The sequence below is a fragment of the Nocardioides sp. NPDC023903 genome (genome assembly GCF_040639295.1).
GTDB lineage: Bacteria > Actinomycetota > Actinomycetes > Propionibacteriales > Nocardioidaceae > Nocardioides.
On the sequence record NZ_JBEZZS010000004.1, the window covers coordinates 199,933 to 226,658 of the forward strand.

Sequence of the window (26,726 nt, forward strand, 5' to 3'; positions counted from 1 at the left end):
GCCTTGACGGAGGAACGCGCCCGCTACACGTGCCCTGTCGCCGATGCTCTCCGCCGGGAGAGCGCGTCGACGCTGGCCGCGACCAGGAGGACCAGGCCGGTGACCATCCAGACGGTGCCCTGGGGCTGGTCGAGCAGACCCATCCCGTTGTCGATGACGGCCACGACGGTGCCGCCGATGACGGCGTCGATGACCCGGCCCTTGCCGCCGAAGAGCGAGGTGCCGCCGATGACGGCGGCGCCAACGGCGTACAGCAGGGTCGTCTCGCCGCCCGTGTTCGGGTTCACCGAGTTGGTCCGGCTGGCGATCATGATGCCGGCCACCGCTGCCATGGTGGAGCAGAGGACGAAGCACGACAGGCGCACCCGGAACACGTTGATCCCGGCCCTGCGTGCCGCCTCGGCGTTGCCGCCGACCGCGTAGACGTGCCGGCCCCAGGCGGTGCGGGTCAGCGTGAAGGTGAGCAGGATCAGCAGACCGACGATCACCACCAGCGAGACCGGCACCCCCTTGAGCGAGGTCAGCGCCGGGTTGCGGCTGCGCTCGACCGAGAGGTAGCCGACCACGGCGAGCACCACGACCGTCAGCAGCCCGGACTTCAGCGCCCACAGCAGGATGGGTTGCACGGTGAGGTTCTTGGCACGGCGGCGCGCATCGGTGATGTACGTCAAGGCCGCATAGCCCACGATGCAGACGATGCCGAGCACCCAGCCGAGCCAGACCGGCAGGTTGGCGTTGTTGAGGCCGTTGATGAAGTCGTTGCGGATGGGGATCGTCCCACCCTCACCGATCATCGTCAGGAGTACGCCTTGCAGCCCGAGGAACGCGGCCAGCGTGACCACGAACGACGGGATCCCGAGCCTGGCCACCAGCAGCCCGATGGTCAGCCCGATCAGCGCTCCGGTGAGCAGCGCCGCCAGCAGCGCCGGGATCAGCGGCCACTCCTGCCGGGTCAGGAACACGCCGAGCACCCCGGCGCACGTGCCGCCCGCGAACCCCGCCGACAGGTCGATCTCGCCCAGCAGCAGCACGAAGACCAGGCCCATCGCGAGCACGGTCACACCCGCCGACTGGCCGATCAGGTTGGCGAAGTTGAACGAGTTGGTGAACTGCTCGGGACGCAGCGCCGAGAAGACCACGACCAGCGCGATCAGACCCAGCACCGCCGGCAGCGAGCCGACCTCACCACCCCTGAGCTTGGCCAGGTAGGCCCGGAAGATCCCGCCCAGCGAGTTGTCGGGCTCCGGGTCCGGCGCAGCGGCGATGGTCGGATCATCGGTGTCGATACTCATGCCGCACCTCCCTCAGGAACGACGCCGGTGGTGATCGCCTGCACGACCCGCTCACGCGTCGTGGAGGCGGCCTCGATCTGACCGACCATGCCGCCCAGATACAGGACCGCGATGTCGTCGGCGACCTCGAAGACGTCGTTGAGGTTGTGGCTGATCAGCAGAACGCCAAGGCCCCGGTCGGCCAGGCGCCGGACCAGCCGGAGCACCTGCTCGGTCTGCGCCACGCCGAGAGCCGCGGTCGGCTCGTCGAGGATGACGAGCTTGGAGTTCCACAGCACGGCGCGGGCGATCGCCACGGTCTGGCGCTGGCCACCGGAGAGGGAGGCCACCGGCGTACGCACCGATTTCAGCGTACGCACCGAGAGACCGTCAAGCGTCTCGCGAGCGCGCTGCTCCATGGTGTCCTCGTCGACCAGCCGCAGCCGCTTCATCTCTCGGCCGAGGAACATGTTGTGGACGACGTCGAGGTTGTCGCACAGCGCGAGGTCCTGGTAGACGACCTCGATGCCGAGCGCGGCGGCGTCCTTGGGATTGGTCACCTTCACCGGCTCACCCTCGAAGAGGTAGTCACCGGCGTCGAAGAGATGGATCCCGGCCATCCCCTTGACCAGGGTGCTCTTGCCGGCACCGTTGTCGCCGACGAGCGCGGTGACCCGGCCCGCCTGGACCGAGAGGTCCACTCCGCGCAGGACCTGCACGGCGCCGAAGGACTTCTCGACGCCGTGCAGCTCCAGCAGCGGACTCACTGAGGCACGCCGTTCTCGGTGCACAGGTCGGCGATCGCCCCGGCGCACACCTCGGCGGCGTCGGCCTGACCGTCCTCGATGACCGTACCGACGGTCTCCTTGGTGACCCAGACGGGCTCAGCGAGCACCGACGGCACGTCCTTGCCCGCCTCGGTGTCCTCGACGCTGCCGGTGGCCAGCGCCTCGGCAGCGTCCTCGTCACCCTCGATCAGAGCGATCGCCAGGTCCGCGGCGGCCTTGGCCTCGAGCGCGGTGTTCTTGTAGACCGTGCCGCACTGGAAGCCCTGCAGGATGTTCTGCAGACCCTCGACCGAGGCGTCCTGGCCGGTCACCGGGATCTTGCCCTGCGCGTTGTTGGCCTTCAGCCGGGCGATGATGCCGCCGGCCATGGTGTCGTTGGCCGAGACCACGCCGTCGATCTTTCCGTTGTTGGCGGTGTACATCTGGTCGAAGACCTTCCCGGCCTTGGTGGCGTCCCACTCCCCCGACTGGTCGCCGACGAGCTTGTAGGTGCCGTCGGCGATCTTCGCCTCGAGCGCCTTCTCGTAGCCCGACTTGAACAGGGCCGCGTTGTTGTCGGTGGCCGCGCCGTTGACATAGACGATGTTGCCGCCCTTCTTGCCCGCGGCGGTGATGCACTCGTCGAGGCCGGCGCCCATCAGCTCGCCCACCTTCACGTTGTCGAAGGAGACGTAGTAGGAGGCGCCGCCGTTGAGCGTCAGCCGGTCGTAGTCGATGCTCGTCACGCCCGCGTCGGCGGCCTTCTTCAGGCAGGACGCGCCCGACTCGGAGTCGAGGTTGGTGATGATGATGACCTTGACGTTCTCGTTGATCATGCTGTCGCACAGCTGACCGAACTTGGCGGTGTCGCCCTGCGCGTTCTGGATCGTGGCCTCGAGGCCGGCGTCGGCGAACGCCTTCTCCAGGTTGGGCCGGTCCTGGGACTCCCATCGGGGAGACGTGGTCGCGTCGGGCAGGATCACTCCGACGTCCGTGCCGCCCGAGTCCCCCGAGTCGCCACCGTCATCCGAGCCTCCACATGCCACGAGCGATGCGGTCGACAGGGTCGCCACCGCTGCGACCGCCATCAGGCGGCCGATCTTGTGCGTGTTCATCGTCGAACTCCTCAGTCCTGGGTGTGATCTAAGTCACGTCGGGGTGCAACCTATCTCCTTCAGCGGCGATGTGAAGCGGTTCTGAGGAGATCTCGACAGCGGATTGATAACGGCCGTATGCCTTCAGGTCACCAATGCTCGTTACGGTGCGACGGCTCCCACCCGTCCACGTCCACTAGAACAGCGATCACGTGACCGCCATCTCGGATTTCCGCACGCCCACGACCAGCCGGGCCGACAGCGATCCCAACAGCCCCAAATCTGGGCAAAGCCCCGCCCGACCGAGTTCGGGACACATCAGCGAGATCCACGGCCTGCGCGGCATCGCCCTGGCGCTCGTCGTCGCCTTCCATCTCTTCGGCAACGGCCGGGTCTCGGGCGGGATCGACGTCTTCCTGGTGATCTCCGGCTTCCTCGCCACCCGATCACTGGTGGGCAGGGCCGAGCGCGGCCGCGTGAAGCTGGGCGAGCACTACGGACGTACGTTCGCGCGGCTCGCCGCTCCGGCCCTGATCGTGCTGGCCGCGACGGCCGCGCTGATGGTGGTCTTCATCCCGCAGACGCTGTGGACGCAGACGACCCGCGAGCTCATCGCGGCTGCGACGTACACCCTCAACTGGGAGCTCATCGCCAGCCAGCTCTCCTACGGCGCCGCGGGGCCGTCGTCGACGCCGGTGCAGCACTTCTGGTCGCTTGCGGTGCAGGGGCAGTTCTTCCTGCTGTGGCCCTTGGTCGTCGTCGGGCTCGCCCTCGTGCTTCGCGTGGTGGCCCGCGGCCGGCTGCGGGGGCGGCTCAGCCTCGCCCGGGTGCTGTTCGTACTGACGGCGGCCGCGTTCGCGGTCTCCTTCGCCTATGCGATCAAGGTCTCCGGGTCCGACCAGGCGGCTGCGTACTTCAACTCCATCACCCGCTTCTGGGAGATCGCCGCCGGCGCGCTTGCCGCGCTCGCCCTACGCCGCCTGAGCCTTCCCGAGAAGATCAAGCCGTACGCCGCATGGACCGGCCTCGCCCTGGTCGTGACCTGCGGTTTCGTGATGGACGGCGCTGATCACTTCCCCGGCCCGCTGGCCCTGTGGCCGGTCGCCGGGGCGCTGCTGGTGATGGTCGGCTCGACCCCGTCGTCACGCGGGCCGCGCCGCCTGCTGGAGACCCGTCCGCTGCGGTTCGTCGCCGACATCTCCTACGAGCTCTACCTGTGGCACTGGCCGCTGCTGATCGCCTGGCTCTACTACACCGGCGGCGAGCGGCTCACCGTCGCCTCGGCCGCGGGCGTGCTGGTCGTCTCGACGCTGCTCGCCTGGGCGACCAACAGGTTGGTGACCCGGCAGGTCCAGACGTACGTCATCAGGCCCGGCGGCCCGCGAGCCCTGGTCGCCACCCTGGCTGCTCTCGTGGTCGCGGTCGGCGCCGGTTGGAGCGGCCTGGCGGCGATCGACTACTCCGAGGACAGGGCGATCGCGGCGGCGGCACGGCTCGCCACCGCCGACCCCTTCACGACCGAGTGCCTCGGCGCGGCCTCGCTGGCGGTGCGCTCCGCGGGAGGCTCGTGCCGCAACCCCGACCTGCGGGGCGAGCTGATCCCGGCGGTGGCCGCGATCGGCGCGGACGACGACAACCGGGGCCAGTGCTGGTCCTTCGAGGAGCGTCCGGTGCGCTTCAACGCGTGCCCCAACGGGTCCGTCGAGGGCTACCAGAAGCGGCTGCTGATGGTCGGTGACTCCCATGCCGTCGCCCCGGTCGGCGCCCTCGACCTGATCGGCAAGCAGCGCAACTGGCGCATCGATGTCGCCGCCCGTGCCGCCTGCCACTGGAACACCCGGCCGCTCGGCCAGAACATCGCCGACAACCGGCCGGCCTGCGCGGATTGGAACCGGCAGCTCGAGGCGTATCTGCGCGCTCCCGAGCAGCAGGATCTCGACGCGATCATCGTCACCCACTCGGCCCGCAAGACGACCCAGCCGCTGGGCGGCGAGACGCCGTACGAGTCCACGGTCAACGGTCTGGTCGAGGCCTGGAGCCACCGGCCCTCGAAGGAGGTGCCGGTGATCGCGCTCGTCGACAACCCGATGTTCGAGCCCGACAACGCCGCCTATCTCCGCACCACGCTGGGCTGCATCCAGCGGCACTCCCCCGAGACGGCCGGTCAGGCGTGCGCGCGTCCGCGCACGGACGTACTCGTCAAGGACCCGCACCGCGACGCGGTCGCCCGCGACCCCAACGCACACCTGGTCGACCTGACCCACCTGTTCTGCGGGGACGAGGTCTGCCCGGCGGTGATCGGCAACGTCATCGTCTACCGCGACGGCAACCACATCACCTCGCGCTACGCCCGCACCCTGGCGCCGTACCTCAGCCGGGAGCTCGCCCGGGTGATCGGCTAGCTCAGCGGGCGACTGCGAGCGCGTCGATCTCGACGAGCATCTCCTCGCGCGGCAGGCCGGTCATCACGGTGGTGCGGCTCGGGAGGATGCCGCCCTCGGCGACCCGCGAGCCGATGAACTCGCCGTAGGCCTCGTTCATCGCGGCGAAGTCGTCTCGGGTGGTCAGGTAGACCCGGAGCATCAGCACGTCCTCGAAGCCCGCGCCGGCAGCGGCCAGGATCGCCTCCACGTTCTGCAGGGTGCGTACGGTCTGGGCCTTCACGTCGCCGGGGAACAGGTATTCGTTCGTGGCGGGGTCGACAGGGCCCTGGCCGGAGACCTGGATCAGGCCGCCGCGGACCACGCCCTGGGAGAAGGTGTGCGCGGGGGCCGGGGCCTGGTCGGTGGAGATGCGGATGTCGGACATGGGATGGGTTTCCTCTCGGGGTGTTCTCATGAGCTCCGGCCGGCCCAGTCGGCGGAGATCGCTTCGGTGGCCGCGAGGAGCTGCGGCACCAGGGCACGCACCCCCTCGCGGGGCAGGATGACGTCGGGCACGGAGACGGAGACCGCGGCGACGACGCGCCCGGCCTCGTCGCGTACGGGCGCCCCGACGCAGTTGATGAAGTCCTCGTGCTCGGCGGCGTCCTCGGCCCAGCCCTGCTCGAGCGTCCGGGCGAGCACCTCGTGATAGCTGGCCGCATCCGGGATGGTGCGGCTGGTGAACGGTCGGAAGTCGATGCCCGCGACCACGGCCTGCTGCTCGCCCGGGGGCAGGCCCGCGACCAGCACCTTGCCGACGGCGGTCGCGTGCAGCGCGGCGGGCAGACCCACCCGGGAGTACATCCGCACCGAGTGGGTGCTCTCCACCTTGGCGAGGTAGACGGCCGTGCCGTTCTCGTACGCAGCGAGGTGGACGGCCTGGCCGCCCGTCTCGGCCGCGAGGCGGGTCAGGTGGGGTTGGGCCACGTCGCGGATCGCGTGCTGGGAGAGGGCTGCCGCGCCGAGGGCGAACAGCCGGGAGCCGAGATGGTAGCGCTGGCGGTCGTCGCGGCGTACGAAGCGGTCCGCCTCCAAGGTGTGCAGCAGCCGCATCGCGGTGGTCTTGTGGACCTCGAGGCTGGCGGCCACCTGATCGAGCGAACGCTCGCCCTCACCGAGCTCGATGAGGATCTGCAGCGCGCGGGAAAGACTCTGACTCATCGGGCCGCCTCACGGGTCGCCGGGGAGTCGATGCCGAAGGCACTCACCCGGGTCGCGGCCCAGTCGTCCTCGGAGCACTCGAGCAGACGGGTGCGAACGTCGGCGGCCGGCGGTCGTGCGTGGTCGCCGGTCGCGGCCAGCACGCCCGCCGCGACCAGATGGCCCTGGCGCAGCCGGCCGACCGGGCCGATGCCGTCGACGAGCGCGGCGAGGTAGCCCGCCGCGAAACCGTCGCCCGCACCCACCGGTTCCACGACGTCGACCCGGAGCGCCGGGACCTGCGTGGCGCCTCCGTCCGCGTCGTACTCACCGGCCGCGTGGGAGTCGGCCTTGATCACCAGCCGAGGACGCTCGCCCAGGAGCTCCCGGAGCTCCTGCGGAGTGTGCGCGCCGAGCGCCGCCCGTGCCTCGTCGGCGCCGAGCAGAACGATGTCGGCCGCGCGGAGCAGGTCGAGCAGCGGCGCGATGCTGCGTCCGGCCCACAGGGCCGGTCGCCAGTTGAGGTCGACGCTGAGCCGGAAGCCGAGCTCATCTCGCAATGCCAGCAGGCGGGTGACCAGCGTCGATCCCTCCTCGAGGATGCCGACGGTGATGCCGGAGGTGTGCACGACCTCGGCCGAGGCCAGCGCCTCCGTGACCCCGGGCAGGTCCAGCAGGCCCGCGTCCATCGCGGCGGCCGCGGAGCCGGCGCGGTAGTAGTGCATACGGCTGCCGCCGGGGGCGGGCTCCTTCAGATAGAGCCCCGTCGGCCGCGCGGGGTCGCGCTCGGCCTCGACGTCCACCCCGCGGGCGATCAGATCCTCGGTCACGACGTCGCCGAACGGGTCCTGGCCGAGCCGGGACACCCAGGCGGTCCGCACCCCGAGGGCGGCGAGAGCTCCGGCCACGTTGGCCTCCGCGCCGCCGACCGAACGCCGCAGGGTCGTCGCCCCGGCCAGCGACTGGTCGCCCTCCGGACGCAGGACGACCATCGCCTCCCCGAGACAGATCGCTCGCACGTCTCCGCTACTGCCCACGAATGGAGCTCCTCCCCTGTTGGTTCTCCGCCGAACCGTTGACGCCCGGCGTGGCCGATGTTACAACTAACGAATCGAATTATGCAATCTCTGTTGCATAATGTGCAACGAAGGAAGGACGGGCCATGGATCACCCGGCAGCCCACATCGACACAGCGGCCATCGCGGCACTGCGCGAGGAGCGCGTCGACTGGCGCCACAAGGCGATCCCGCCGGGACTGTGGGGACGCACGGTCGCCGAGGTGCTCGACGCGGCGCCCCGGCTCTCGCAGCTGCCCACGCCCATGCTCTCCCTCTCCCGCATCGCGATGAGCCACAACCGTGACGTGCTGGCAGCCTGGTGCGCCGAGCGCGGCATCGCCCTGGCACCGCACGGAAAGACCACGATGGCTCCGCAGCTGTGGGCCGAGCAGCTCGCCGCCGGCGCCTGGGCGATCACGGTGGCGAACCTCCCCCAGCTCGCCGTCGCCCGCGCCTTCGGCGTCTCCCGGGTGATCGTGGCCAACGCGATCGTCTCCCCGCTCACCCTGCGCTGGATCTCCGACCAGATCACCGAGGAGCCGGGGCTCGAGGTGCTGGTGTGGGCCGACTCGCCACAGACGGTCTCCCTGATGCACGACGCGCTCGCGGCCCATGCCGCCGAGGCCGGGCCGCGACGCCCGCTCGGCGTCCTCGTCGAGCGCGGCGCCACAGGCGGCCGCACCGGTGCCCGGGACGAGGCGACCGCGGTCGCCGTCGCCGAGGCCATCGCTGCCTCACCCCACCTGGAGCTCGCCGGGGTCACCGGCTACGAGGGCGCCCTGGCGCACACCACCGATGAGGCCGCGCTCGGCGTCGTCCATGCGTACGTCGACAGCCTGGTCTCTCTGCACCGGCGGATCTCCGGCCTGCTGCCCGCCGGCCGGACACCGGTGGTGAGCGCCGGCGGCAGCGCCTACTTCGAGCAGGTGGCCGATGCGCTCGCACCGCTGGTGGCCGACGACGAGGCCCGCGTGGTGCTCCGCAGCGGCGCCTACATCACCCATGACGACGGCTTCTACCGCGGCATCTCGCCGCTCGGCAGCGCCCCGCGCACCACCGGGCCCGGCCTGCGCAGCGCCCTCCACGGCTGGGTGCGGATCTCCTCCCAGCCGGAGCCGGGGCTCGCGCTCTTCGACGCGGGCAAGCGCGACCTGCCCTTCGACGAGGGCCTGCCCGAGGCCCAGCTGCTGCGGGCGCGGACGACCGGCTCCCCCGCGACCCCGATCACCGGCGTCGCCGTGACCGCACTCAACGACCAGCATGGCTTCCTCCGCTGGGACCCCGCCACCGAGGCACCCGTCGTGATCGGCGACGAGCTCCGTCTCGGGCTCTCGCACCCGTGCACCGCCTTCGACAAGTGGGGCCTCATCCCGGTCCTCGACGACGCCGACGCCGACGACCCGGTCGTCGTCGACCTCGTGCGCACCTGGTTCTGAGAGGAGCCACCATGACCGACCTGCTCATCCGCGACGCGACCGTCATCGACGGCAGCGGCGCCCCGGCATTCCACGCCCACGTCAGCATCGACGCGGGGCGGATCACGGGCATCCACACCGATGCCCCGGCACCGGCCGCGCGGCGCACCATCGACGCCGCCGGGCGGGCGCTGACCCCGGGGTTCATCGACATGCACGCCCACTCGGACCTGCAGATCCTGGTCAACCCCGACCACACCGCCAAGGTGAGCCAGGGTGTCACGCTCGAGGTCGTCGGGCAGGACGGCCTCTCGTTCGCGCCCGCCGACCCGACCGCGCGCGCCCACCTGCGCCGCCAGATCGCGGGCTGGAACGGCGAGCCCGACGACTTCGACTTCGACTGGGACACCGTCGCCGGCTACCTGGACCGGCTCGACCGCGGGATCGCGTGCAACGCGGCGTACCTCGTCCCGCAGGGGACCCTGCGGCTGATGGTCGTCGGTCCTGACAACCGGCCTGCCACCCGCGCCGAGATCGCCGAGATGGCCCGGCTGCTCCGGGTCGGCCTCGAGGAGGGCGCGGTGGGGATGAGCAGCGGCCTGACCTACCCGCCGAGCATGTTCGCCGACGACGACGAGCTGGCCACGCTGTGCCGGGTCGTCGCCGAGGCGGGCGGCTACTACAGCCCGCACCACCGCTCCTACGGGGCCGGTGCGCTGGACGCGTACGCCGAGATGATCGCCGTCGCCCGGACCTCCGGGTGCGCCCTCCACCTCACCCACGCGACCATGAACTTCGAGCCCAACCGCGGGCGGGCCGGCGAGCTCATCGACCTCATCGAGGCCGGCCTGGACGACGGCGTCGACATCACGCTCGACACCTACCCCTACCTCCCCGGCGCCACGACGCTCAGCGCGGTGCTGCCCAGCTGGTCGACCTCCGGCGGCCCGGACGCCCTGCTCGCGCGGATCGACGACCCCAGCGACCGTGCCCGAATCGCGCACGAGCTCGACCACGTCGGCACCGACGGCTGTCACGGCTGCGTGACCGACTGGCGCACGATCCAGATCAGCGGCGTACGCAACCCCGAACTGTCGCCTCACGTCGGCCGCACCGTCGCCGAGATCGCCGAGGAGAGCGGCCAGGTGGCCACGGACGTCTTCTTCGACCTGCTCGTCCGCGACCGGCTGGCCACGACGATCCTCCAGCACGTCGGCCACGAGGAGAACGTGCAGACGATCATGCGGCACCGCACCCACTGCGGCGGCAGCGACGCGATCCTCGTCGGCGAGCGCCCGCACCCGCGCGCGTGGGGCACCTTCCCCCGCTACCTCGCCCGCTACGTACGCGAGCTCGGGGTGCTCGACCTGGTCGACTGCGTCCACCACCTCACCGGCCGGCCCGCGGCGAGGCTCCGGCTCCAGGAGCGCGGCCTCGTCCGGGAGGGGTACGCCGCCGACCTGGTGCTCCTCGACCCCGACACCGTCCAGGACACCGCCACGTTCGAGCAGCCACGACAGCAGGCGCGCGGCATCGACTGGGTGTTGGTCAACGGCACCGCCGTCATCGAGGACGGCCATCGCACCGACGCACTGCCCGGACGGGCGCTGCGCCGCACCGACGAAGGAACCCGAACGCGATGAGCAACCCCGTGATCGAGACACTCCGGGCCGACCAGGCGCTGGTGGTCGTACGCGCCTCCCGGCTCGACGATCCCGTCGCCCTCTGCCACGCACTGGCTGCCGGTGGCATCCGGACAGTCGAGCTGACCTACACGACGCCAGGCCTCACCGACCTGATCTCGCAGGTCAGCGCCCGGGCAGAAGACATCGTCATCGGCGCCGGGACAGTCGTGAACGCCGACCAGGCGCGCGCCGCGCTCGCGGCCGGCGCCCGGTTCCTGGTGACGCCCGGCCTGCCACCGGAGGCGGCGGAGATCGTCGCCGAGGGCCACGCCGCGGGCGCGGCCGTCGTCCTCGGCGCCCTGACCCCGACCGAGGTCCTCACCGCGACCGCGCTCGGCGCCGACGCGGTCAAGATCTTCCCGGCCCGGTCCGTCGGCCCGCGCTACTTCTCCGACCTGCGGGGTCCGTTCCCCGAGGTCGCCCTGATCCCTTCCGGCGGAGTCGACGAAGACAACGCCGCGGAGTTCCTGCGGGCCGGCGCCGTCGCCGTGACCGCAGGGACGTCGGTGGTCCAGCCCGCCGACGTCGACGAGGCCCGGTGGGAGCAGATCACCACCAACGCCGCCCGGTTCCGTGCAGCTCTGCGCTGAGTCCATCCCCCACCCATCCCCCACACTGACCCGACGGGAGAACCAACCATGCATTGGCTCCAGACAAGTACCACCGGCCTGCTGCTGCTCTGCGCCGCAGCGATCGCCGTGCTCCTCTTCTTGATCATCAAGGTGAAGCTCGAACCCTTCATCGCCCTCTTCATCAGCGGCATCGGCCTCGCCGTCGCAGCCGGCCTCTCCGTCGAGCAGATGGTCGGCACCGCACTCTCCGCGAAGGAGTCGCTCATCGAGACCGGCTTCGGCGGCGTACTGGGCCACATCGCGCTCATCATCGGTCTCGGCACCGTCCTCGGGTCGCTGCTCGAGCGGTCCGGCGGCGCCGACGTCCTCGCCGCGAGGCTGATCGGCATCTTCGGCGAGCGCGGCACCCCGGTCGCGATGGGCCTGGTCGGCCTGATCTTCGGGATCCCGGTCTTCTTCGACATCGGCATCTTCGTGCTCGCGCCGCTGGTCTACGTCGCCGCTCACCGCGGCGGCAAGTCGCTCGTCCTCTACGCCCTCCCTGTCCTCGCGGGCCTGTCGATGACGCACGCCTTCCTGCCGCCGCACCCGGGACCCACGGCCCTGGGCGGTCTCCTCGGGGTCGACCTCGGCTGGCTGATCATCATGGGCCTGCTGTGCGGCCTCCCCGCGTTCGCCGCGGCCGGGATCCTCTTCCCGATGTGGATCGCCCCGCGCGTCCAGGTCTCGGTGCCCGAGGAGTTCCTGGTCGCGGAGACCGAGGCGGAGCAGGACAAGACGCCCACCACCCCGGTCGCGCTCTCCCTCGTCCTCGGGGTCATCGCGGTGCCGCTGATCCTGATCCTCGGCGCGACCTTCGGCACGATGCTGCTCGACCCGGGCCGGCTGCTCAGCCTGCTCACCTTCTTCGGCAACCCGGCGATCGCACTCACCATCGCCGTGCTCCTCGCCTTCTGGCTGCTCGGCATCCGGCGCGGGATGAGCCTCGAGGAGATCTCCGAGTTCACCGGCGCCTCGCTGCGGCCGGTCGGCATGATCCTGCTCGTCGTCGGCGCCGGCGCCTTCTTCGGCGCGGTGATCACCGCGACCGGCGTGGGCACCGCGCTCGCCGAGGTGCTATCCGACGCCGGCCTGCCGATCCTGCTGCTGGCGTACGTCATCTCCTGCGCCCTCCGGATCGCCCAGGGCTCCGCGACCGTGGCGATCGTGACCACCGGCGGCATCATCGCGCCGACCCTCGGCACCGGCTACTCACAGCCCGAGCTCGCCGTGATCGCCGTCGCGATCGCCGCCGGCTCGATCATCCTCAGCCACGTCAACGACGGCGGCTTCTGGATCGTCTCGCGCTACTTCAACCTCACCGTGAAGCAGACCCTGGCGACCTGGACGGTGCTGGAGACGGTGCTCTCGATCGTCGGGTTCGCGGCCGCCGCCGTGGCCTGGGCGATCGTCTGAGTCCTAGGCCCAGCCCTAAAAGCTCCTAGACCGACGCCCACGCCTGCGCGAGCAGGTCGCGGGTGTCGGTCAGGAGCTGGGGCAGGGTCTTGGTGCGGCCGATGATCGGCATGAAGTTCTGGTCGCCGACCCAGCGGGGCACGATGTGCTGGTGCAGGTGGGCGGCGATGCCGGCGCCGCCCGCGGTGCCCTGGTTCATCCCGATGTTGAAACCCTCGGCCTGCGAGACGCCGGCGAGGGTGCGTACGGCCTGCTTGGTCAGCACCGCCATCTCGGCGGCCTCTTCGTCGGTGGTCTCGACGTAGCCGGCGATGTGGCGGTAGGGGCACACCATCATGTGGCCCGGGGCGTACGGGTAGAGGTTGAGCACGACGAAGCAGGTCTCGCCGCGGTGGACGACCAAGCCCTCGGCGTCATCGAGCGTCGGCACCCGGCAGAACGGGCACTTCGTCTCCGAGGGGTCGGTGGGCTTGTTCTCCCCACGGATGTAGGCCATCCGGTAGGGCGTCCACAGCCGCTCCAGGCCGTCGCCCTCGCCGATGCCGTCCTGGGTGAGTACGCCGTCCATCTCTGTCACGCGGCAAACACTACTTAACCCCTCACAGGCCCATTCAGGACAGGCTCATTCGGGCGCTTCCCCGCCCCTCAGCGCGTACGCCCCCGCGACAGCGGCGGCGAGCAGCACGACCAGGCAGGCGGCCGTGATCCCGGACAGGGCCTGCCAGGGGAACGTCAGCGGAGCGCCGGGCACGTCGCGTACGACCGCCTGCCGCATCAGCCAGCCGGTGAACCCGGTGACCGCGCCTCCGACCAGCAGAGCACCAGTGCCGGTGAACACCGTCTCCCAGAGCGCGGTCCGGCGGACCTGTGCCGGGGTGGCGCCGACGAGCCGGGCGGTGGCGGTCTGGCGGCGGCGCTGGCTCGCCCCGATCAGGACCGCGTTGACGGCCGCGATCGCGGCGTAGACCCCGGCCGGGCCGAGCATCACCCACAGCACGACCGTGTTCATCTCCCTCGCCTCGGCCGAGACCGCACCGATCCACTCCTCACCGGTGCTCACCTCGGCGCCGGTCTCCCGGATCGACCGTGCGGTTCCGGCGACGTCCGCGCCGGCGTCGGTGCGTAGGAAGACCGTGCCGGTGTCGCGGGCGACCCGGTCGATGCGTGGCAGGTCGTCGGGCACGATGATGTCGCTCCACAGGTTCGGAGCGTCGGGGACGACCGCGACCAGACGCACCTTGACGAGCCGGCCGTCGATGCGCATCCGGCGGGTCTGGCCGACCCGGCCGCCGAGGTCGGTGACGTAGGAGGCGGTGACCGCCATCGCCCGGCCGTGCAGGTCGTCGAGGCTGCCCTGGGTCGCCTGCAGGCTCCGCGTGGCGGCCGCGCTCGAGACGTCGACGACCTCGACGTCCTCGGGGCCGCCCCCGAAACCGACCTGCGCCGTGCGGCGTACGTCGCTCACGCCCACCCCGGGCACGTCCTGGATCCGCTCCGGCCGCTCTGCCTGCTCGACGACCAGCTCCGACCTGAGCGCGGCCCGGTCGGCGCCCTCGCTCCAGTCGGCGGTCGCACCGACCGCGAGCACCATCGAGCCCGCCACCGCCATGATGGCCACCACGGGCGCCGCCACCGCGGCGGTCATCCGGCTGCTGGTGCGGGCGAGATCGCGGGCCAGGTGCGCCGCCGGGTCCCGTCCCGCCACCGTGGCACCAGCGAGAGCCGCGAGCTCGGTGTAGAGCAGGCCGCCCACCGCGTTGGCCCCGATCACGGCGACGATCGGCAGGAACATGCCCACGAGCAGGGCGAACAGCAGCGGCATCCCGGAGGCGAACACGGCGGTCGCGACCAGCGCGCCGGCCGCGGTGAGGGCGACCAGCGCCTGGATCACTGTGGGCCGTCGTCGCTCGAGGACCGCGTCGCGGAGCGCCTCGACCGGCTGCGTACGTCCCGCGCGGGCGCCCGCGCGCCAGGCGCCGACCAGGGCGACCCCGACACCGCAGGAGGCGGCGATCGCCCACCCGGTGCCCTGGCCCGGCATCGCGAGCAGGACCGGAGTGACCCCGGCCTGGTGCAGGACGTGCAGCACCGGCACCGTGACGGCGGTGCCGAGCAGGCAGCCGGCGACCGTGCCGACGGCCGCGACCGCGAGCGCCTCTCCGAGCAGCAGGGTCCGCACCTGGCGCGGGGTGGCGCCGAGCAGGCGGAGCAGGCCGAGCTCTCGGCGCCGGGTGGCCACCACGAAGCCGAAGGTCGAGGAGACCACGAAGAGCGCCAGGAAGAGCGAGATGCCGGCCATGATGCCGAACAGCGACCCGAGGTCGTCGATCTGCGTCCGCGTCTGCGGGTCCAGCCCCTCGGTGGCCGTTCCGAGCGCTCCCAGCATGTTGGTCGCGAGAGTGATCAGGGCGATGCCGCCGGCGAGGGCGACGGCGGCCCCGGCGTACGGAGGCCACGACTGGCGCAGTGTCTTCAGACTGTGCGCGGCCAGCGAGACGATGCTCATCCCACCGGCTCCAGCTCGGCCATCCGGGCGGCGATCCGGGCCGCGTCGCTGCGCTCCATCTGCCCGACGACCTGGCCGTCGGCGAGGAACAGCACGCTGTCGGCGTACGAGGCGGCGAGCGGGTCGTGGGTGACCATCACGACCGTCTGCGCCGGCCCGTGAGTCACTGGCGCGTCGACGAGGTTCCGGAGCAGCTCGAGCACGTCGCGTCCGGCGTGACGGTCCAGCGCACCGGTGGGCTCGTCGGCGAAGAGCACCGCGGGCCGGGCGTGCAGCGCACGCGCGATGGCGACGCGCTGCTGCTGGCCGCCGGAGAGCTCCGGCGGCCGCCTCCGGGCGAGCCCGTGCAGACCGACCTGCTCGAGAGCCCCGATCACCTCGGCCCGGTTCGGGCGCCGACCGGCGAGACGGGCGGGAAGGGCGACGTTGTCGTACGCGGTGAGGGCGTCGAGCAGGTTGTACTGCTGGAAGACGAAGCCCATCAGCTCTCGGCGCAGCTTCGTCAGGGTCGTCCGGTTCAGGCCGGCCAGGCCGGTGCCGGCGACCCGGACGCTGCCCCGGGTCGGTCGGTCCAGGCCGGCGGCGATCTGCATCAGGGTGGACTTGCCCGATCCCGACGGACCCATGATCGCGGTGAACGTCCCGGAGGCGAAGGCATGGCTCACGCCCCGCAGGGCGTGGACCGTGCCGGAGCGGGACCGATAGGTGCGGGTGACGTCGTCGAGAACGACGGCGGGCGGGCCGGGCCGCCGCGGCGGATGGACGGCGGCCGGGAAGGTGGCGGTCATGGTTTCCAGCAAACGCCTCGTACGCGGCGCGCACCCGGGCGCAGACGCCACAGCGAGGTAGCGCGTGCGCTACCCCATCGTGGGGTGTCGAGTGCCTAGGCTCGAGACTCATGAGACCACCACCCGACGTCTGGGCCGCGCTGCGCTCCTCGCCCTGGCGCCTGCTCGCCTCCAGCTGGCCCTGGCGCGCGCTGGCCTATCTGGCCTCCGGTGCTCTGGTCGGTCTCGTCGTCGCCGTCGCGCTGTTCGTGCTGGTCGGCGTCGGGCTGCTCACCCTGGTCGTCCTGGTCGGCGTGCTGGTCCTCGCCGGGATCCCGCTGCTGGCCGCGCTCGTCGCCGACGTGGAGCGGGTACGCCTCCGGCTGATCCTCCCCGAGGCCCGTCCCGGGTCGCCCGAGCCGCCGGCCCCGATCGCGTGGAGCGACCGGCTCCGGGCACTGCGCCGGCTGCGGATCTCCGGGCCCGAGGTCGGCTACACCGTGCTGGTCGCCACGGTGCTGTGGGTGGTCGACGCCGTCGCGCTCAACCTGATCATCACCATTCCGGGTGTGCTCGTGCTCGCCCCGGTCCTGGTGCGGCTCGACGGTCCCGTCGCGTTCGGACCCTGGCAGCTCACCACGCCCACGGAGGCCTGGATCGCCGTGCTCCCGGGGCTGGTGCTGCTGATCGCCGGCCTGTACGCCGCCACCCTCCTCGCCGCCGCCCAGGCCAGCCTTGCGCGGCTCCTGCTCGAACCGGCCCAGACCCGGCTGGCCGCGGCCGTCGCCGACCTGCGCCGCTCCCGCGTCGATCTCGTGGACGCCTTCGAGACCGAGCGCAGCCGGATCGAGCGCGACCTCCACGACGGCGCGCAGCAGCGGCTGGTCGCGCTGACCATGACGCTCGGCCTGGCCGAGCTGGAGGTGCCCGAGGGCGCCGGGCTCGACCTCGTCCGGCAGGCGCACACCCAGGCCGAGACGGCGCTGGCCGAGCTGCGCGCCACCGTCCGCGGGATCCACCCTCGGGTGCTCGTCGACCACGGGCTCACCGCTGCCGTCCGCGAGCTCGCCGGCACCGCCGGGCTGCCGGTCTCGGTCGACCTGCGTGTGGACGGTCGACTGCCGGCACCGGTCGAGGCCGCGGCGTACTTCGTGGTCGCCGAGGCGCTCACCAACGCGGTCCGCCATGCCGGTGCCCACTCCGCCCGCGTCCAGGGGCAGGTCACCGGCGACCGGCTCGAGGTCGGCGTACGCGATGATGGGGACGGCGGCGCTGCCGTACGTCCCGGCGGCGGGCTCGCCGGTCTGGCCACCCGTCTGGCCGCTCTGGACGGCACCCTGGAAGTCACCAGCCCACCGGGCGGACCGACGGAAGTGAGGATGACGTGCCCGACCGCGCTCCCCTGAGGATCGTCCTCGCCGAGGACGCCGCGCTGCTGCGCGAGGGGCTCCTCGCCATCCTCGAGCGAGCCGGCCACGAGGTCATCGCCGCGGTCGGCGACGCGGACGCCCTGCTCGCCTTCACCGACCACACCCGCCCCGACGTGGTCATCACCGACATCCGGATGCCGCCGACCCACACCGACGAGGGGCTGCGTGCCGCCGCCGAGCTCCGCCGGCGGCACCGCGACCTGGCCGTCCTGGTGCTCTCGGCGTACGTCGCCGACGCCTACCTCGCCGAGCTCCTCGACACCACCGGTGGCGGCGGCATCGGCTACCTCCTCAAGGACCGGGTCGGCCACGTCCGGGACTTCCTCGACAGCCTGGACCGGGTGGCCGGCGGCGAGACGGTCGTCGACCCCCAGGTCGTACGCGGTCTCCTCAACCGGCACCAGCCCGACGGTCCGCTCGACGTGCTCTCCGAGCGCGAGCGAGAGGTCCTGGCCCTGATGGCCGAGGGGCGCACCAACGGCAGCATCGCCACCGCGCTCTTCGTCTCCGAGGCCGCCGTGCGCAAGCACGTCGGCAACATCTTCGCCAAGCTCCGGCTCGACCCCACCACCGACCGCCGCGTCTCCGCCGTCCTCGCCTACCTGCGCGAGGCCTAGACGACCGCCCTCGGCACTCGCTTGGGTGACGGTCATAGAGTGGAAACGCCCCACGACGTAGCGCGCAAGCGGCTCAATCCAGCGTGCCGAAGTGACCACTCCCGTCAGCGACCGCACCTCTGCGTCGGCGCCCGCGAGGCCCGGCGGCAGTAGCGCACGCCTCACGGCCAGAAGCTGGGCAGACACCGCGATCGTGCTGGTGGCCGCTCTGGTGGCGATGGCCGCGTGGCTGCACTTCCTCCACCGACCGCTGACCGCGGACGAGAGTGGCTTTCTGATGCTCGCCCAGCAGTGGGAGCCGGGCGATTCGCTGTACGGAGACTACTGGGTCGACAGGCCGCCACTGCTGCTCTGGCTGTTCAACATCGCTGGCCACCTCGGGCCTGTGGACGCGACGGCCTCAGGGCTCGTCGCTCCCGGGCTCAAGCTGCTCGGCGCCGTGGCCAGTGGGATGTCGGTGGTCCTGGCCGGCGTCCTGGCCAGCCAGGTGTCCCCGGGCAATCGCTCAGCGCGGCTCACGACCGTCGTGCTGGCGGCCGCACTGCTGTCGAGCCCGCTGCTCGGGATGTCAGTGGTCAACGGTGAGCTGCTCGCGGTGCCATTCGTCCTGCTCGGTCTGGTGTGCGCGGTGACGGCGATGCGCAGACCATGGGGATGGCGTACGGCCGTGCTCGCCGCCGGGGCGGGGGCATCCGGCATGGCTGCCGCGCTGGTCAAGCAGAACTTCATCGACGTCTTCGTGTTCACAGCCGTCCTCCTCGCGGTCTCGCCCGGGCGGGTTCCCCGGTTGTGGGAACGGGCCGCCGCGTTCACAGGCGGCGCCGCGGTGCTGCTCGGCGCGGCCCTCCTCGGAGCCTGGGCGCGGGGAACCTCCGTGCCGGAACTGTGGAGCGCTGTTGTGGTGTTCCGCATCGAGGCCATGGAGATGATCGACGGCTCGGCAACCTCCGCGACCGTCGCACGGGGCATGCAGCTTGCGGCGGCGTCGCTGGGCAGCGGTGTCGCCGTGGTGCTTGTCATCGCGGTCGCCGCGGTCCTCACTCGCGGGGGGCCGCTGGCCAGGCCAGTGCTCGCCATGACCGCCTGGGAGCTGTTCGGGGTCGCCGCGGGCGGCAGCTACTGGTTGCACTACCTGACCGGCATCGTTCCCGGCCTCGTGCTGCTGGTCGCCATCGCCCGACCCGGTCCGCGGTCGGGTCTGGCACTGAGGTGCGCCGTGGCCTACTCGGTTGCCGCCGCCATCGCGGTCTGGGCGTTATGGGTTCTCGCTCCGCCCGAGGTCACGCCGGAGGGCCGGGTCTCGTCCTACCTGCGCGAGCACGCGCGCCCCACCGACGGTGTCGTCGTCGGCTTCGGGCACCCCGAGATCATCGCCGCGAGCGGACTGGACAGCCCGTACGAGAATCTGTGGAGCCTCCCGGCGCGTGTCCGCGATCCGCACCTGGCCCAGCTACACGACGTGATGGCCGGAGCCTCGGCACCGCAGTGGGTCGTGGTCCACGGCGACAGTCTCGATACGTGGGGGCTCGACGGTGACGACGCGCAGCAGTATCTCCTGCGGCACTACGTCAAACGGGCGAGCTACGACGACTGGCACGTCTGGCAGCGCCACCGGGGATGATCAGAAGGTGATCCCCCGGGCGGCGAACCGGTCGCGGACCAGGTCGGCAGCCGCCTGGCCGTCGCGAGCAGCAGCCGCGGCGTACGTCTCGGCGGCCGCGGCCTGGAAGCTGGTGTCCGGGGCGTAGGAGAACTGGGAGTAGATCAGCGTGGTGTCCCAGTCGCGGGTGGAGAGACCGAGCGCCTCGTAGCCCTCGCGGATCTCCCACAGCGCCTGGCTCCAGATCTGGCCGTCGTAGTGCACCTGGTTGCGGCGGTCCTCGAGGGTCAGGTCGAGGTGGAAGCTGCGGATGCAGTGCGGGGCGTCGGTGTAGGAGACGGAGTCCCAGTCCATCGGGCAGGAGGGGTCGGCGGCGACCGGCCAGCCATACTCCGAGGCGGCGTCGAGCCCGACGGTCACGGCAAGGTAGTCACCGAACGACTCCCCGATCGCGCCGGCGTCCAGGCTGCTGCCGTAGCCCGGCACCTGGCTGGCGTGGACGGCGTGGCCGTACTCGTGGACGATCACCTCGGCGTCCTCGGCGTCGTCGACACCACCCTTGCCCAGCCGGATCCGGAAGGGCTTGTCGGTCTGGTAGGAGTTGTCGCCGCCGTACTGGTTGATCTTGACCGAGAACGGCTCGTTCAGCACGCCCGGGAGCGTCTCGCCGAAGCCGAGGGTGTGCAGGTAGGTCTGCGCTCGAGTGACCCAGAAGTAGCCCATGACCTGCTCGAACTGGTCCTGCTGGCGATTGTAGGAGTAGCTGTTGGTCGTGGAGTACGCCGGCGTGCCGGTGCTCGACTCGACGACGGCGTAGTCGCCGCGGAGGTAGCCCGAGCCGTCCAGGTGGGTGAGCGGCACCTGGGCATAGGCGCTGTCCGGCACGGCGCTCGCGGCGTCCTTCTGGTCGGTCAGGTCCTGGTCGTTGCTGGACTGGACCGGGTTGACCATGAAGACGCGGGCAGTGCCCTCGGAGGAGCCGCTGCCCGGGGCCGAGGTGGCCGGGCTCAGCGGGACGGCGAACCCGGCGGTGGCCGCCAGACCGGCGGTGACGGCGATCGAGAGTCTGCGCATGTGGGGCATGGTCTTCTCCTGGAATGAACGGCCGAGCGGCCGGGTGATACCGGGAGGTTATACCGCGAGGATGTCCTTGGACAGGAGTTCTTCCAGAGGAAGTTCGGGGTCAAGCTCGATCCCGAAACCGCGGGCGTGGCCGTCGATGACGAACCAGATGGACTGGGCGGTGAGCCTCTCCAGCGTCTCGGCGGGCAGACGCTCGCCGGTGCGGGTCAGCCAGCGGCGTACGGCCCCGAAGACGGCGCCGACCAAGCCGTAGATCAGCGGGTCGAGAGCCTCGGCCTCCTCCTCGGTGGGTTGGCCCCCGAGAGCGAGGACGGCGGTGCCGACGATCGCCGCGATCCGGCCGGCGAGCTGCTCCATCCCCTGCTGGAACGGACCGTCGCCGCCACCGTCGATGTCGTGGTCGGCGGCGAGGTGGAGCGCCGGATGGGCGCGGGCCCAGCGGACGTAGGTGCCGACGATCCGCTCGATGATCTCCGGCACGGTGCCGTCGAGCGTGATCCCGGGCATCAGGTCGGACCAGAGCCCGTCGAGGATCGCCTGCTGTACGGCCCGGTCGAGGTCGGCGCGGTCCTCGAAGTGGCGGTAGATCACCGTGCGCGACAGCCCGGCGCGAACCGCGATCTGCTGCACCTGCACATCGGCGCCGGGTTCACCGGCCTCGATCACCGCGATGGCGGCATCGATGATCTGCTGGCGGCGCTGCTCGTTGTGCTTGCTCCACCGGTCCTGCCGACCATCGCGCTTCTCCCCGGCCACCCGCTTCTCCCCTGCTCCCGTGACATTTGTCGAGAGCGTCTCAGCGCTCCTTGCGACGCCCAAGAGAGTATCGGGGTTTCCGCGACTTCGCGGCGATGCCCCTCATCTCCTCGACATCGGTGATCTTCACCCGCGGACGGCCGGACTCGGCGCCACGTCGCTTCTCCTCACGGTCGATCGCCTGCCAGCCGGCCAGGTCGACCATGCCGGGCTGGCGGCTGCGTACGACCGCGGTGATCTCGCCGGCGTCACCGACCGGGGCCGGGATCCGGTCCGTGTCGAGGTCATCGAGCACCTGCTCGACCGTCTCCTCGGCGTCGGACTTGTTGGTGCCGATGAAACCGTTGGGGCCGCGCTTGACCCAGCCCGCGACGTAGACGCCCGGGAGCACCCGGCCGCGCTCGTTGGGGACGGTGCCGGTCGCGCCGTCGTAGGGAAGGTCGGCTACGGGCAGGCCCTTGTAGCCGACCGCACGCAGCAACATCCCGGTCTCGAGGACCTCGGTCTCGCCGGTCGGGACCGCCCGGACGACGCCGTTCTCGTCGCGCTCGAGGCGGTTGCGGCCGACCTCGACCCCGGTGACCCGGTCCTCGCCCAGCACGCGCACCGGCGAGCTGAGGAAGCGAAGCACGATCGTACGCAGCTCCGGACGCACCTCGCGGCCGGAGAGCTCGCGCAGCAGCCGGGTCGTGGTGTCGCCGCCTGCCAGCGCCTCCTCGAGCGGGAGGTCACCGGTGTCTACGACGACGTTGACGCCGTCGTGGCCCATCAGCCCGACCAGCTCGGGGACGGTGAAGGCCGCCTCCCCGGGCCCCCTGCGCCCGAGGACGACGACCTCCTTCACCGCGCTGTCGCGCAGGACCGCCAGCGGTCCCTCGGCGATGTCGGTGCCGGCCAGCCGCTCCGGGTCCTCGGCGAGAATCCGGGCGCAGTCGAGCGCCACGTTGCCGTTGCCGACCAGGACGACCCGCCCCGACGGGATGGACTCCGGGTCGAGGTGGACGGGCAGGTCCTGCTTGTCCGGGTGGCCGTTGTACCAGCCGACGAAGTCGGTCGCGCTCAGCGATCCGGGCAGGTCGTCGCCGTCGATCCCGAGAGCGCGGTCGCTCGCCGCGCCGACGGTGTAGACGACCGCGTGGTAGCGGGCGGTCAGCTCGGCGTGGGAGACGTCCTTGCCGACCTCGACGCCCAGGAAGTAGCGGAACCCCGGCTGCGACTCGATCTGCGCGAAGAGCTTCTCGACCTGCTTGGTGTTCTGGTGGTCGGGCGCGACGCCGGCCCGGACCAGGCCGTACGGCGTCGGCAGACGGTCGAAGACGTCGACGGAGATCTCGGGGTGCTTGAGCAGCTCGTCGGCTGCGTACATCCCCGCCGGCCCGGCGCCGACCACCGCGACCCGGAACGGTCCGGTGCGGGTCAGCCGGCGCTGGGGGTGGACCAGAGCGAGCGGGGTGCGGTCCTTGTGCGGGAAGACCTCGAAGTACTCCGCGTTGATGGCCAGGAACGGCGTCTGCGAGGCCTTCAGGGTCGTGTGCGGGACGATCGCGTCGGCCGGGCAGGCCGTGACGCAGGCGCCGCAGTCGACGCAGCTCTTGGCATCGACGTAGAGCATCTCGGCCTCCCCGAAGCCGGGCTCGCCCGGGGCGGGGTGGATGCAGTTGACCGGGCAGGCGACCACGCACGAGGCGTCCGCACAGCACGACTGGGTGACGACGTGAGGCACTTGTGACTACCGTTCTAGCGCGTCGGGCTCAGGGGATCAGTAGGACGCCGCGCGCGGCTCGGCGCGGAAGCGCGAGGCGCGACCGTCGATGCCGGTCATCCTCCACAGCAGCTTGGCCGGGCCCTTGCGGATGCCGAGGTTGTCGGCCAGCAGGCGTACGTCACCGAAGAGGTCACGCAGCAGCTTCTCGGACTCCTCGGACTTCCACCAGATCTCGCGTGCGACCTCGTCGGGGATGCCCATGTCGTAGCGGGCCTGCTTGCTCGGCACCATGATCACGTCGCAGAGCAGGCGCATGATGATCGGGAAGATGTAGGCCAGCAGGGTCTTCTTCACGCGGCCGAGCTCGGGCACGTGCTGCTCGAGGTACTGGTGGGCGAAGCCGATGTGGCGGGCCTCCTCGGCGATGTGGATCTGCATGATCCGGTTGGCCGCGGGGTGGCTGCCGCCGGAGCGCATCGCGCCCTTCTGCAGGTGGTCGATCGGCTCCTCGCCGGCGAGGATGCCGGTGAAGAACGCCTCCGGGAAGAACGCGCCCGCCGAGGCCATGAGGGGCACCAGGACCTTGAAGTAGGTCGGCGCGCCGGCTACGTCGGGGTTCACCCGGTTGACGAACTCCTGGAACATCTGGGTGTGGTGGGTCTCCTCGGTCACCTCGTGAGTCGCGTAGCGGAACTCCGGGTTGTTGTTCTTCGACCAGACCAGGTGGTTCATGACGCCGCCGATGAGCAGCTGCTCGAACTGCAGGCCGACCTTGGCGACCTGGGCCCAGCGGTACATCCCGATCTCGATCTGGCGCTCCTTGGAGAGCGCCTTGTACCAAGGGTGGGCACCGATCTCATCGGCGTCGTTGAGGATCCAGCGCTCATCGTTGGGCAGCACCGCGAGCTCGTCGGAGTCCCAGTCGATGTCCTTGAACGGGTCGAAGTGCACCTCCACCGAGGCCTCGGACAGCGTACGAAGCGTGTCGAGGTAGGCCTGCTTGCCCTGGCGGACGTATCCAGTGGACTTCTCATCCTGAACGGCGGTCATGACGATCGCTCCTTCACCGTTGAGTTCTACGTTGAGCTGCTAACGACGTGACCCACGTTACCCGGACACGCGTCCCGATAACAAGAGTACGCGCGACTTCGTGTCACGTTTATCTTTCCGCCGCTCAGAGACCGCCCGGAAATGCCGCGAGGGCGGTGCGTGACATGTCACGCACCGCCCTCGCGGGATGTTCGGTCGGATCAGACCTGCTCGTGCGACTCCACGGCAGCGACGATCCGCACGATGGCCTCGTCGACCGGGATGCCGTTCTCCTGGTGACCGTCGCGGTAGCGGAAGCTGACCGCGCCCTTCTCGACGTCCTCGCCGCCAGCGATCAGCATGAAGGGGATCTTCTGGAGCTGAGCGTTGCGGATCTTCTTCTGGAAGCGGTCGTCGGACTCGTCGACCTCGACCCGGATGCCCTTGGCCTTCAGCTTGGCGGCGACCTCGTAGAGGTAGTCGTCGAACGCGTCGGCGACCGGGATCCCGACGACCTGGACCGGGGCGAGCCACGGCGGCATGGCGCCGGCGTAGTGCTCGACCAGCACACCGAGGAACCGCTCGATCGAACCGAACTTGGCCGAGTGGATCATGACCGGCTGCTGGCGGGTGCCGTCGGCGGCCTGATACTCCAGGTTGAACCGGTCAGCGGCCGGCTGGTTGAAGTCGTACTGCACCGTGCCCATCTGCCAGGTCCGGCCGATCGCGTCCTTGGCCTGGACGGAGATCTTCGGGCCGTAGAACGCCGCGCCGCCCGGGTCGGGTACGAGGTCGAGACCGGTCTCGGACGCGACGTCCTCGAGGATCTTGGTGGCCTCGGCCCAGTCCTCGTCGCTGCCGACGAACTTGTCCTTGTTGGAGTCGTCGCGGGTCGACATCTCCAGGTAGAAGTCGTCGAGACCGAAGTCCTTGAGCACGGTCAGCATGAAGTCGAGCAGGTGCTTGACCTCGGCCGGCGCCTGCTCCTTGGTGCAGTAGGAGTGGGAGTCGTCCTGGGCGAAGCCACGCACGCGGGTGAGCCCGTGGATGACGCCCGACTTCTCGTTGCGGTAGACCGACCCGAACTCGAACAGCCGCAGCGGCAGCTCGCGGTAGGAGCGCCCGCGCGAACGGAAGATCAGGTTGTGCATCGGGCAGTTCATCGCCTTGAGGCGGTAGTCCTGGCCGTCCACGTCGAGCGCCGGGAACATGCCGTCGCCGTAGTAGGGCAGGTGGCCCGAGGTGTGGAAGAGCTGCTCCCGCGCGATGTGCGGGGTGCCGACGTACTCGAAGCCGTGCTCGATGTGCTTGGCGCGTACGTAGTCCTCCATCTCCCGCTTGATGATCCCGCCCTTGGGGTGGAAGACGGGGAGGCCGGAACCGATCTCGTCCGGGAAGGAGAACAGGTCGAGCTCGCGGCCGAGCTTGCGGTGGTCGCGGCGCTCGGCCTCCTCGATCCGGGCCAGGTGGGCGTCGAGCGCCTCCTTGGACTCCCAGGCGGTGCCGTAGATGCGCTGGAGCTGCTTGTTCTTCTCGTCGCCGCGCCAGTACGCCGCGGCGCTGCGCATCAGCTTGAAGGCCGGGATCCGCTTGGTGGTCGGCAGGTGCGGGCCGCGGCACAGGTCCTTCCACGCGATCTCGCCGTTGCGGTCGAGGTTGTCGTAGATGGTCAGCTCGCCGCCGCCGACCTCGGCGCTGGCGCCTTCGGCGGCGTCGGCAGCCGATCCCTTGAGACCGATCAGCTCGAGCTTGTAGGGCTCGTCGGCCAGCTCGACGCGGGCGTCGTCGTCGGTGGTGACCCGGCGGGAGAACTTCTGGTTGGCCTTGATGATCTTCTTCATCCGGGACTCGATCTTGACCAGGTCCTCGGGCACGAACGGGGTCTCGACGTCGAAGTCGTAGTAGAAGCCGTCGGTCACCGGCGGGCCGATGCCGAGCTTGGCCTCCGGGAAGAGCTCCTGCACCGCCTGCGCCATCACGTGCGCGGTCGAGTGACGCAGGATGTCGTGGCCGTCCTTGGAGTCGATCAGAACGCCCTCGACGGCGTCGCCGTCGACCAGCTCGTACGCCAGGTCCTTGAGGTCCTCTCCGACCCTGGCCGCGATCACGTCGGGGTTGTCCGCGAAGAGCTCCCACGCCTTCGTGCCCGTAGTGACCGCCCGTTCCTCGCGCCCGTCGGGGGTGAGTACGGCGATCTTGATCTCGGACACGGATGCTCCTGTGGGTTCCAGTGATGTGTGGACCGCGATGCTCGCGCGGCGTTCCGATCGTATCCGCCGCCGGCGGCGTACTGCGAATGGGTGAACCCGTGTCAGATACGGTCGTGAGACAGCCGCGCAGCGACCCGGACGGC

General features: G+C 70.8%; 22 protein-coding genes. 8 read left to right on the forward strand and 14 right to left on the reverse strand.

Annotated features, from left to right (window positions below; translation table 11 throughout):
• Nucleotides 1-23: 23 nt before the first annotated feature.
• Genes AB0F44_RS07450 through AB0F44_RS07460 form a run of 3 tightly spaced genes read right to left on the reverse strand, consistent with a single transcriptional unit; the run spans nucleotide 24 to nucleotide 3,153 of the window.
• Nucleotides 24-1,292: an ABC transporter permease gene (locus AB0F44_RS07450; RefSeq protein ID WP_357354084.1), complete on the reverse strand. Its 1,269-nt coding sequence runs from the start codon at nucleotides 1,290-1,292 to the stop codon at nucleotides 24-26.
• Nucleotides 1,289-2,038, reverse strand: a complete 750-nt coding sequence (locus tag AB0F44_RS07455; protein ID WP_350658866.1) for an ATP-binding cassette domain-containing protein — start codon at nucleotides 2,036-2,038, stop codon at nucleotides 1,289-1,291. The genes AB0F44_RS07450 and AB0F44_RS07455 overlap by 4 nt, the downstream gene beginning before the upstream one ends.
• Nucleotides 2,035-3,153, reverse strand: a complete 1,119-nt coding sequence (locus AB0F44_RS07460; RefSeq protein ID WP_357354087.1) for a substrate-binding domain-containing protein — start codon at nucleotides 3,151-3,153, stop codon at nucleotides 2,035-2,037. Before AB0F44_RS07460 ends, AB0F44_RS07455 begins: the two co-directional genes overlap by 4 nt.
• A gap of 191 nt (nucleotides 3,154-3,344) precedes the next feature.
• On the opposite strand from AB0F44_RS07460, the gene AB0F44_RS07465 reads away from it, so the two are divergent.
• Nucleotides 3,345-5,534, forward strand: a complete 2,190-nt coding sequence (locus AB0F44_RS07465; protein WP_357354088.1) for an acyltransferase family protein — start codon at nucleotides 3,345-3,347, stop codon at nucleotides 5,532-5,534.
• Between the two features lies 1 nt (nucleotide 5,535).
• Here AB0F44_RS07465 and AB0F44_RS07470 read toward each other — a convergent pair whose 3' ends face one another.
• The 3 genes from AB0F44_RS07470 to AB0F44_RS07480 are packed head-to-tail and all read right to left on the reverse strand — an operon-like array spanning nucleotide 5,536 to nucleotide 7,732.
• Nucleotides 5,536-5,940: a RidA family protein gene (locus tag AB0F44_RS07470; RefSeq protein WP_357354090.1), complete on the reverse strand. Its 405-nt coding sequence runs from the start codon at nucleotides 5,938-5,940 to the stop codon at nucleotides 5,536-5,538.
• 26 nt (nucleotides 5,941-5,966) lie between these two features.
• Nucleotides 5,967-6,716: an IclR family transcriptional regulator gene (locus AB0F44_RS07475; RefSeq protein ID WP_357354092.1), complete on the reverse strand. Its 750-nt coding sequence runs from the start codon at nucleotides 6,714-6,716 to the stop codon at nucleotides 5,967-5,969.
• The gene (locus tag AB0F44_RS07480) at nucleotides 6,713-7,732 is read right to left on the reverse strand and encodes a sugar kinase (protein ID WP_357354094.1); all 1,020 of its coding nucleotides are present in this window, start codon (nucleotides 7,730-7,732) and stop codon (nucleotides 6,713-6,715) included. Before AB0F44_RS07480 ends, AB0F44_RS07475 begins: the two co-directional genes overlap by 4 nt.
• 125 nt (nucleotides 7,733-7,857) lie before the next feature.
• Between AB0F44_RS07480 and AB0F44_RS07485 the strand changes: the two genes are divergently transcribed.
• From AB0F44_RS07485 to AB0F44_RS07500, 4 genes are read left to right on the forward strand one after another with little or no spacing between them, the layout of a single operon-like run.
• Nucleotides 7,858-9,189, forward strand: a complete 1,332-nt coding sequence (locus AB0F44_RS07485) for an amino acid deaminase (RefSeq protein WP_357354096.1) — start codon at nucleotides 7,858-7,860, stop codon at nucleotides 9,187-9,189.
• 11 nt (nucleotides 9,190-9,200) lie between these two features.
• A complete protein-coding gene (locus tag AB0F44_RS07490; protein ID WP_357354098.1) occupies nucleotides 9,201-10,811 on the forward strand; it encodes a D-aminoacylase in 1,611 nt (536 codons plus the stop codon).
• Complete coding sequence (locus tag AB0F44_RS07495; protein WP_357354100.1) at nucleotides 10,808-11,443, forward strand: bifunctional 4-hydroxy-2-oxoglutarate aldolase/2-dehydro-3-deoxy-phosphogluconate aldolase; 636 nt, start codon at nucleotides 10,808-10,810, stop codon at nucleotides 11,441-11,443. The genes AB0F44_RS07490 and AB0F44_RS07495 overlap by 4 nt, the downstream gene beginning before the upstream one ends.
• 48 nt (nucleotides 11,444-11,491) lie before the next feature.
• Nucleotides 11,492-12,880, forward strand: coding sequence for a gluconate:H+ symporter (locus AB0F44_RS07500; RefSeq protein ID WP_357354102.1), 1,389 nt, complete (start codon nucleotides 11,492-11,494; stop codon nucleotides 12,878-12,880).
• Nucleotides 12,881-12,905: 25 nt separating this feature from the next.
• On the opposite strand, the gene AB0F44_RS07505 is transcribed toward AB0F44_RS07500, so the two are convergent.
• Genes AB0F44_RS07505 through AB0F44_RS07515 form a run of 3 tightly spaced genes read right to left on the reverse strand, consistent with a single transcriptional unit; the run spans nucleotide 12,906 to nucleotide 16,174 of the window.
• Complete coding sequence (locus AB0F44_RS07505; protein ID WP_357354180.1) at nucleotides 12,906-13,448, reverse strand: HIT domain-containing protein; 543 nt, start codon at nucleotides 13,446-13,448, stop codon at nucleotides 12,906-12,908.
• 54 nt (nucleotides 13,449-13,502) lie between these two features.
• A complete protein-coding gene (locus AB0F44_RS07510; protein ID WP_357354104.1) occupies nucleotides 13,503-15,386 on the reverse strand; it encodes an FtsX-like permease family protein in 1,884 nt (627 codons plus the stop codon).
• Complete coding sequence (locus AB0F44_RS07515) at nucleotides 15,383-16,174, reverse strand: ABC transporter ATP-binding protein (RefSeq protein WP_357354106.1); 792 nt, start codon at nucleotides 16,172-16,174, stop codon at nucleotides 15,383-15,385. The genes AB0F44_RS07510 and AB0F44_RS07515 overlap by 4 nt, the downstream gene beginning before the upstream one ends.
• A gap of 110 nt (nucleotides 16,175-16,284) precedes the next feature.
• On the opposite strand from AB0F44_RS07515, the gene AB0F44_RS07520 reads away from it, so the two are divergent.
• The 3 genes from AB0F44_RS07520 to AB0F44_RS07530 all read left to right on the forward strand — a co-directional run bounded on the left by AB0F44_RS07520 (nucleotide 16,285) and on the right by AB0F44_RS07530 (nucleotide 19,821).
• A complete protein-coding gene (locus AB0F44_RS07520) occupies nucleotides 16,285-17,559 on the forward strand; it encodes a sensor domain-containing protein (RefSeq protein WP_357354108.1) in 1,275 nt (424 codons plus the stop codon).
• Nucleotides 17,538-18,200, forward strand: a complete 663-nt coding sequence (locus tag AB0F44_RS07525; protein WP_045552031.1) for a response regulator transcription factor — start codon at nucleotides 17,538-17,540, stop codon at nucleotides 18,198-18,200. Before AB0F44_RS07520 ends, AB0F44_RS07525 begins: the two co-directional genes overlap by 22 nt.
• 91 nt (nucleotides 18,201-18,291) lie before the next feature.
• A complete protein-coding gene (locus AB0F44_RS07530; RefSeq protein WP_357354110.1) occupies nucleotides 18,292-19,821 on the forward strand; it encodes a hypothetical protein in 1,530 nt (509 codons plus the stop codon).
• Here the strand turns inward: AB0F44_RS07530 and AB0F44_RS07535 are convergent, their stop codons facing one another.
• From AB0F44_RS07535 to thrS, 5 genes are all read right to left on the reverse strand, one after another.
• Nucleotides 19,822-20,874, reverse strand: a complete 1,053-nt coding sequence (locus AB0F44_RS07535; RefSeq protein WP_357354112.1) for a M36 family metallopeptidase — start codon at nucleotides 20,872-20,874, stop codon at nucleotides 19,822-19,824.
• A 57-nt stretch (nucleotides 20,875-20,931) separates the two neighbouring features.
• Entirely contained in the window at nucleotides 20,932-21,639 is a 708-nt protein-coding gene (locus AB0F44_RS07540) for a TetR/AcrR family transcriptional regulator (protein ID WP_357354114.1), read from the reverse strand.
• Between the two features lie 40 nt (nucleotides 21,640-21,679).
• A complete protein-coding gene (locus AB0F44_RS07545; RefSeq protein WP_357354116.1) occupies nucleotides 21,680-23,362 on the reverse strand; it encodes an FAD-dependent oxidoreductase in 1,683 nt (560 codons plus the stop codon).
• A gap of 36 nt (nucleotides 23,363-23,398) precedes the next feature.
• Complete coding sequence (locus AB0F44_RS07550) at nucleotides 23,399-24,394, reverse strand: diiron oxygenase (protein ID WP_357354118.1); 996 nt, start codon at nucleotides 24,392-24,394, stop codon at nucleotides 23,399-23,401.
• A gap of 200 nt (nucleotides 24,395-24,594) precedes the next feature.
• On the reverse strand, nucleotides 24,595-26,583 hold the full coding sequence (gene thrS, locus AB0F44_RS07555; RefSeq protein ID WP_357354120.1) for a threonine--tRNA ligase: 1,989 nt from the start codon (nucleotides 26,581-26,583) through the stop codon (nucleotides 24,595-24,597).
• Nucleotides 26,584-26,726 lie beyond the last annotated feature (143 nt).

Coding starts and splice junctions, on each gene's coding strand:
- AB0F44_RS07450 (WP_357354084.1), bottom strand. CDS start 1,292: ATGAGTATCGACACCGATGATCCGACCATCGCCGCTGCGCCGGACCCG.
- AB0F44_RS07460 (WP_357354087.1), bottom strand. CDS start 3,153: ATGAACACGCACAAGATCGGCCGCCTGATGGCGGTCGCAGCGGTGGCG.
- AB0F44_RS07470 (WP_357354090.1), bottom strand. CDS start 5,940: ATGTCCGACATCCGCATCTCCACCGACCAGGCCCCGGCCCCCGCGCAC.
- AB0F44_RS07475 (WP_357354092.1), bottom strand. CDS start 6,716: ATGAGTCAGAGTCTTTCCCGCGCGCTGCAGATCCTCATCGAGCTCGGT.
- AB0F44_RS07485 (WP_357354096.1), top strand. CDS start 7,858: ATGGATCACCCGGCAGCCCACATCGACACAGCGGCCATCGCGGCACTG.
- AB0F44_RS07490 (WP_357354098.1), top strand. CDS start 9,201: ATGACCGACCTGCTCATCCGCGACGCGACCGTCATCGACGGCAGCGGC.
- AB0F44_RS07495 (WP_357354100.1), top strand. CDS start 10,808: ATGAGCAACCCCGTGATCGAGACACTCCGGGCCGACCAGGCGCTGGTG.
- AB0F44_RS07500 (WP_357354102.1), top strand. CDS start 11,492: ATGCATTGGCTCCAGACAAGTACCACCGGCCTGCTGCTGCTCTGCGCC.
- AB0F44_RS07505 (WP_357354180.1), bottom strand. CDS start 13,448: ATGGACGGCGTACTCACCCAGGACGGCATCGGCGAGGGCGACGGCCTG.
- AB0F44_RS07510 (WP_357354104.1), bottom strand. CDS start 15,386: ATGAGCATCGTCTCGCTGGCCGCGCACAGTCTGAAGACACTGCGCCAG.
- AB0F44_RS07515 (WP_357354106.1), bottom strand. CDS start 16,174: ATGACCGCCACCTTCCCGGCCGCCGTCCATCCGCCGCGGCGGCCCGGC.
- AB0F44_RS07520 (WP_357354108.1), top strand. CDS start 16,285: ATGAGACCACCACCCGACGTCTGGGCCGCGCTGCGCTCCTCGCCCTGG.
- AB0F44_RS07535 (WP_357354112.1), bottom strand. CDS start 20,874: ATGCGCAGACTCTCGATCGCCGTCACCGCCGGTCTGGCGGCCACCGCC.
- AB0F44_RS07550 (WP_357354118.1), bottom strand. CDS start 24,394: ATGACCGCCGTTCAGGATGAGAAGTCCACTGGATACGTCCGCCAGGGC.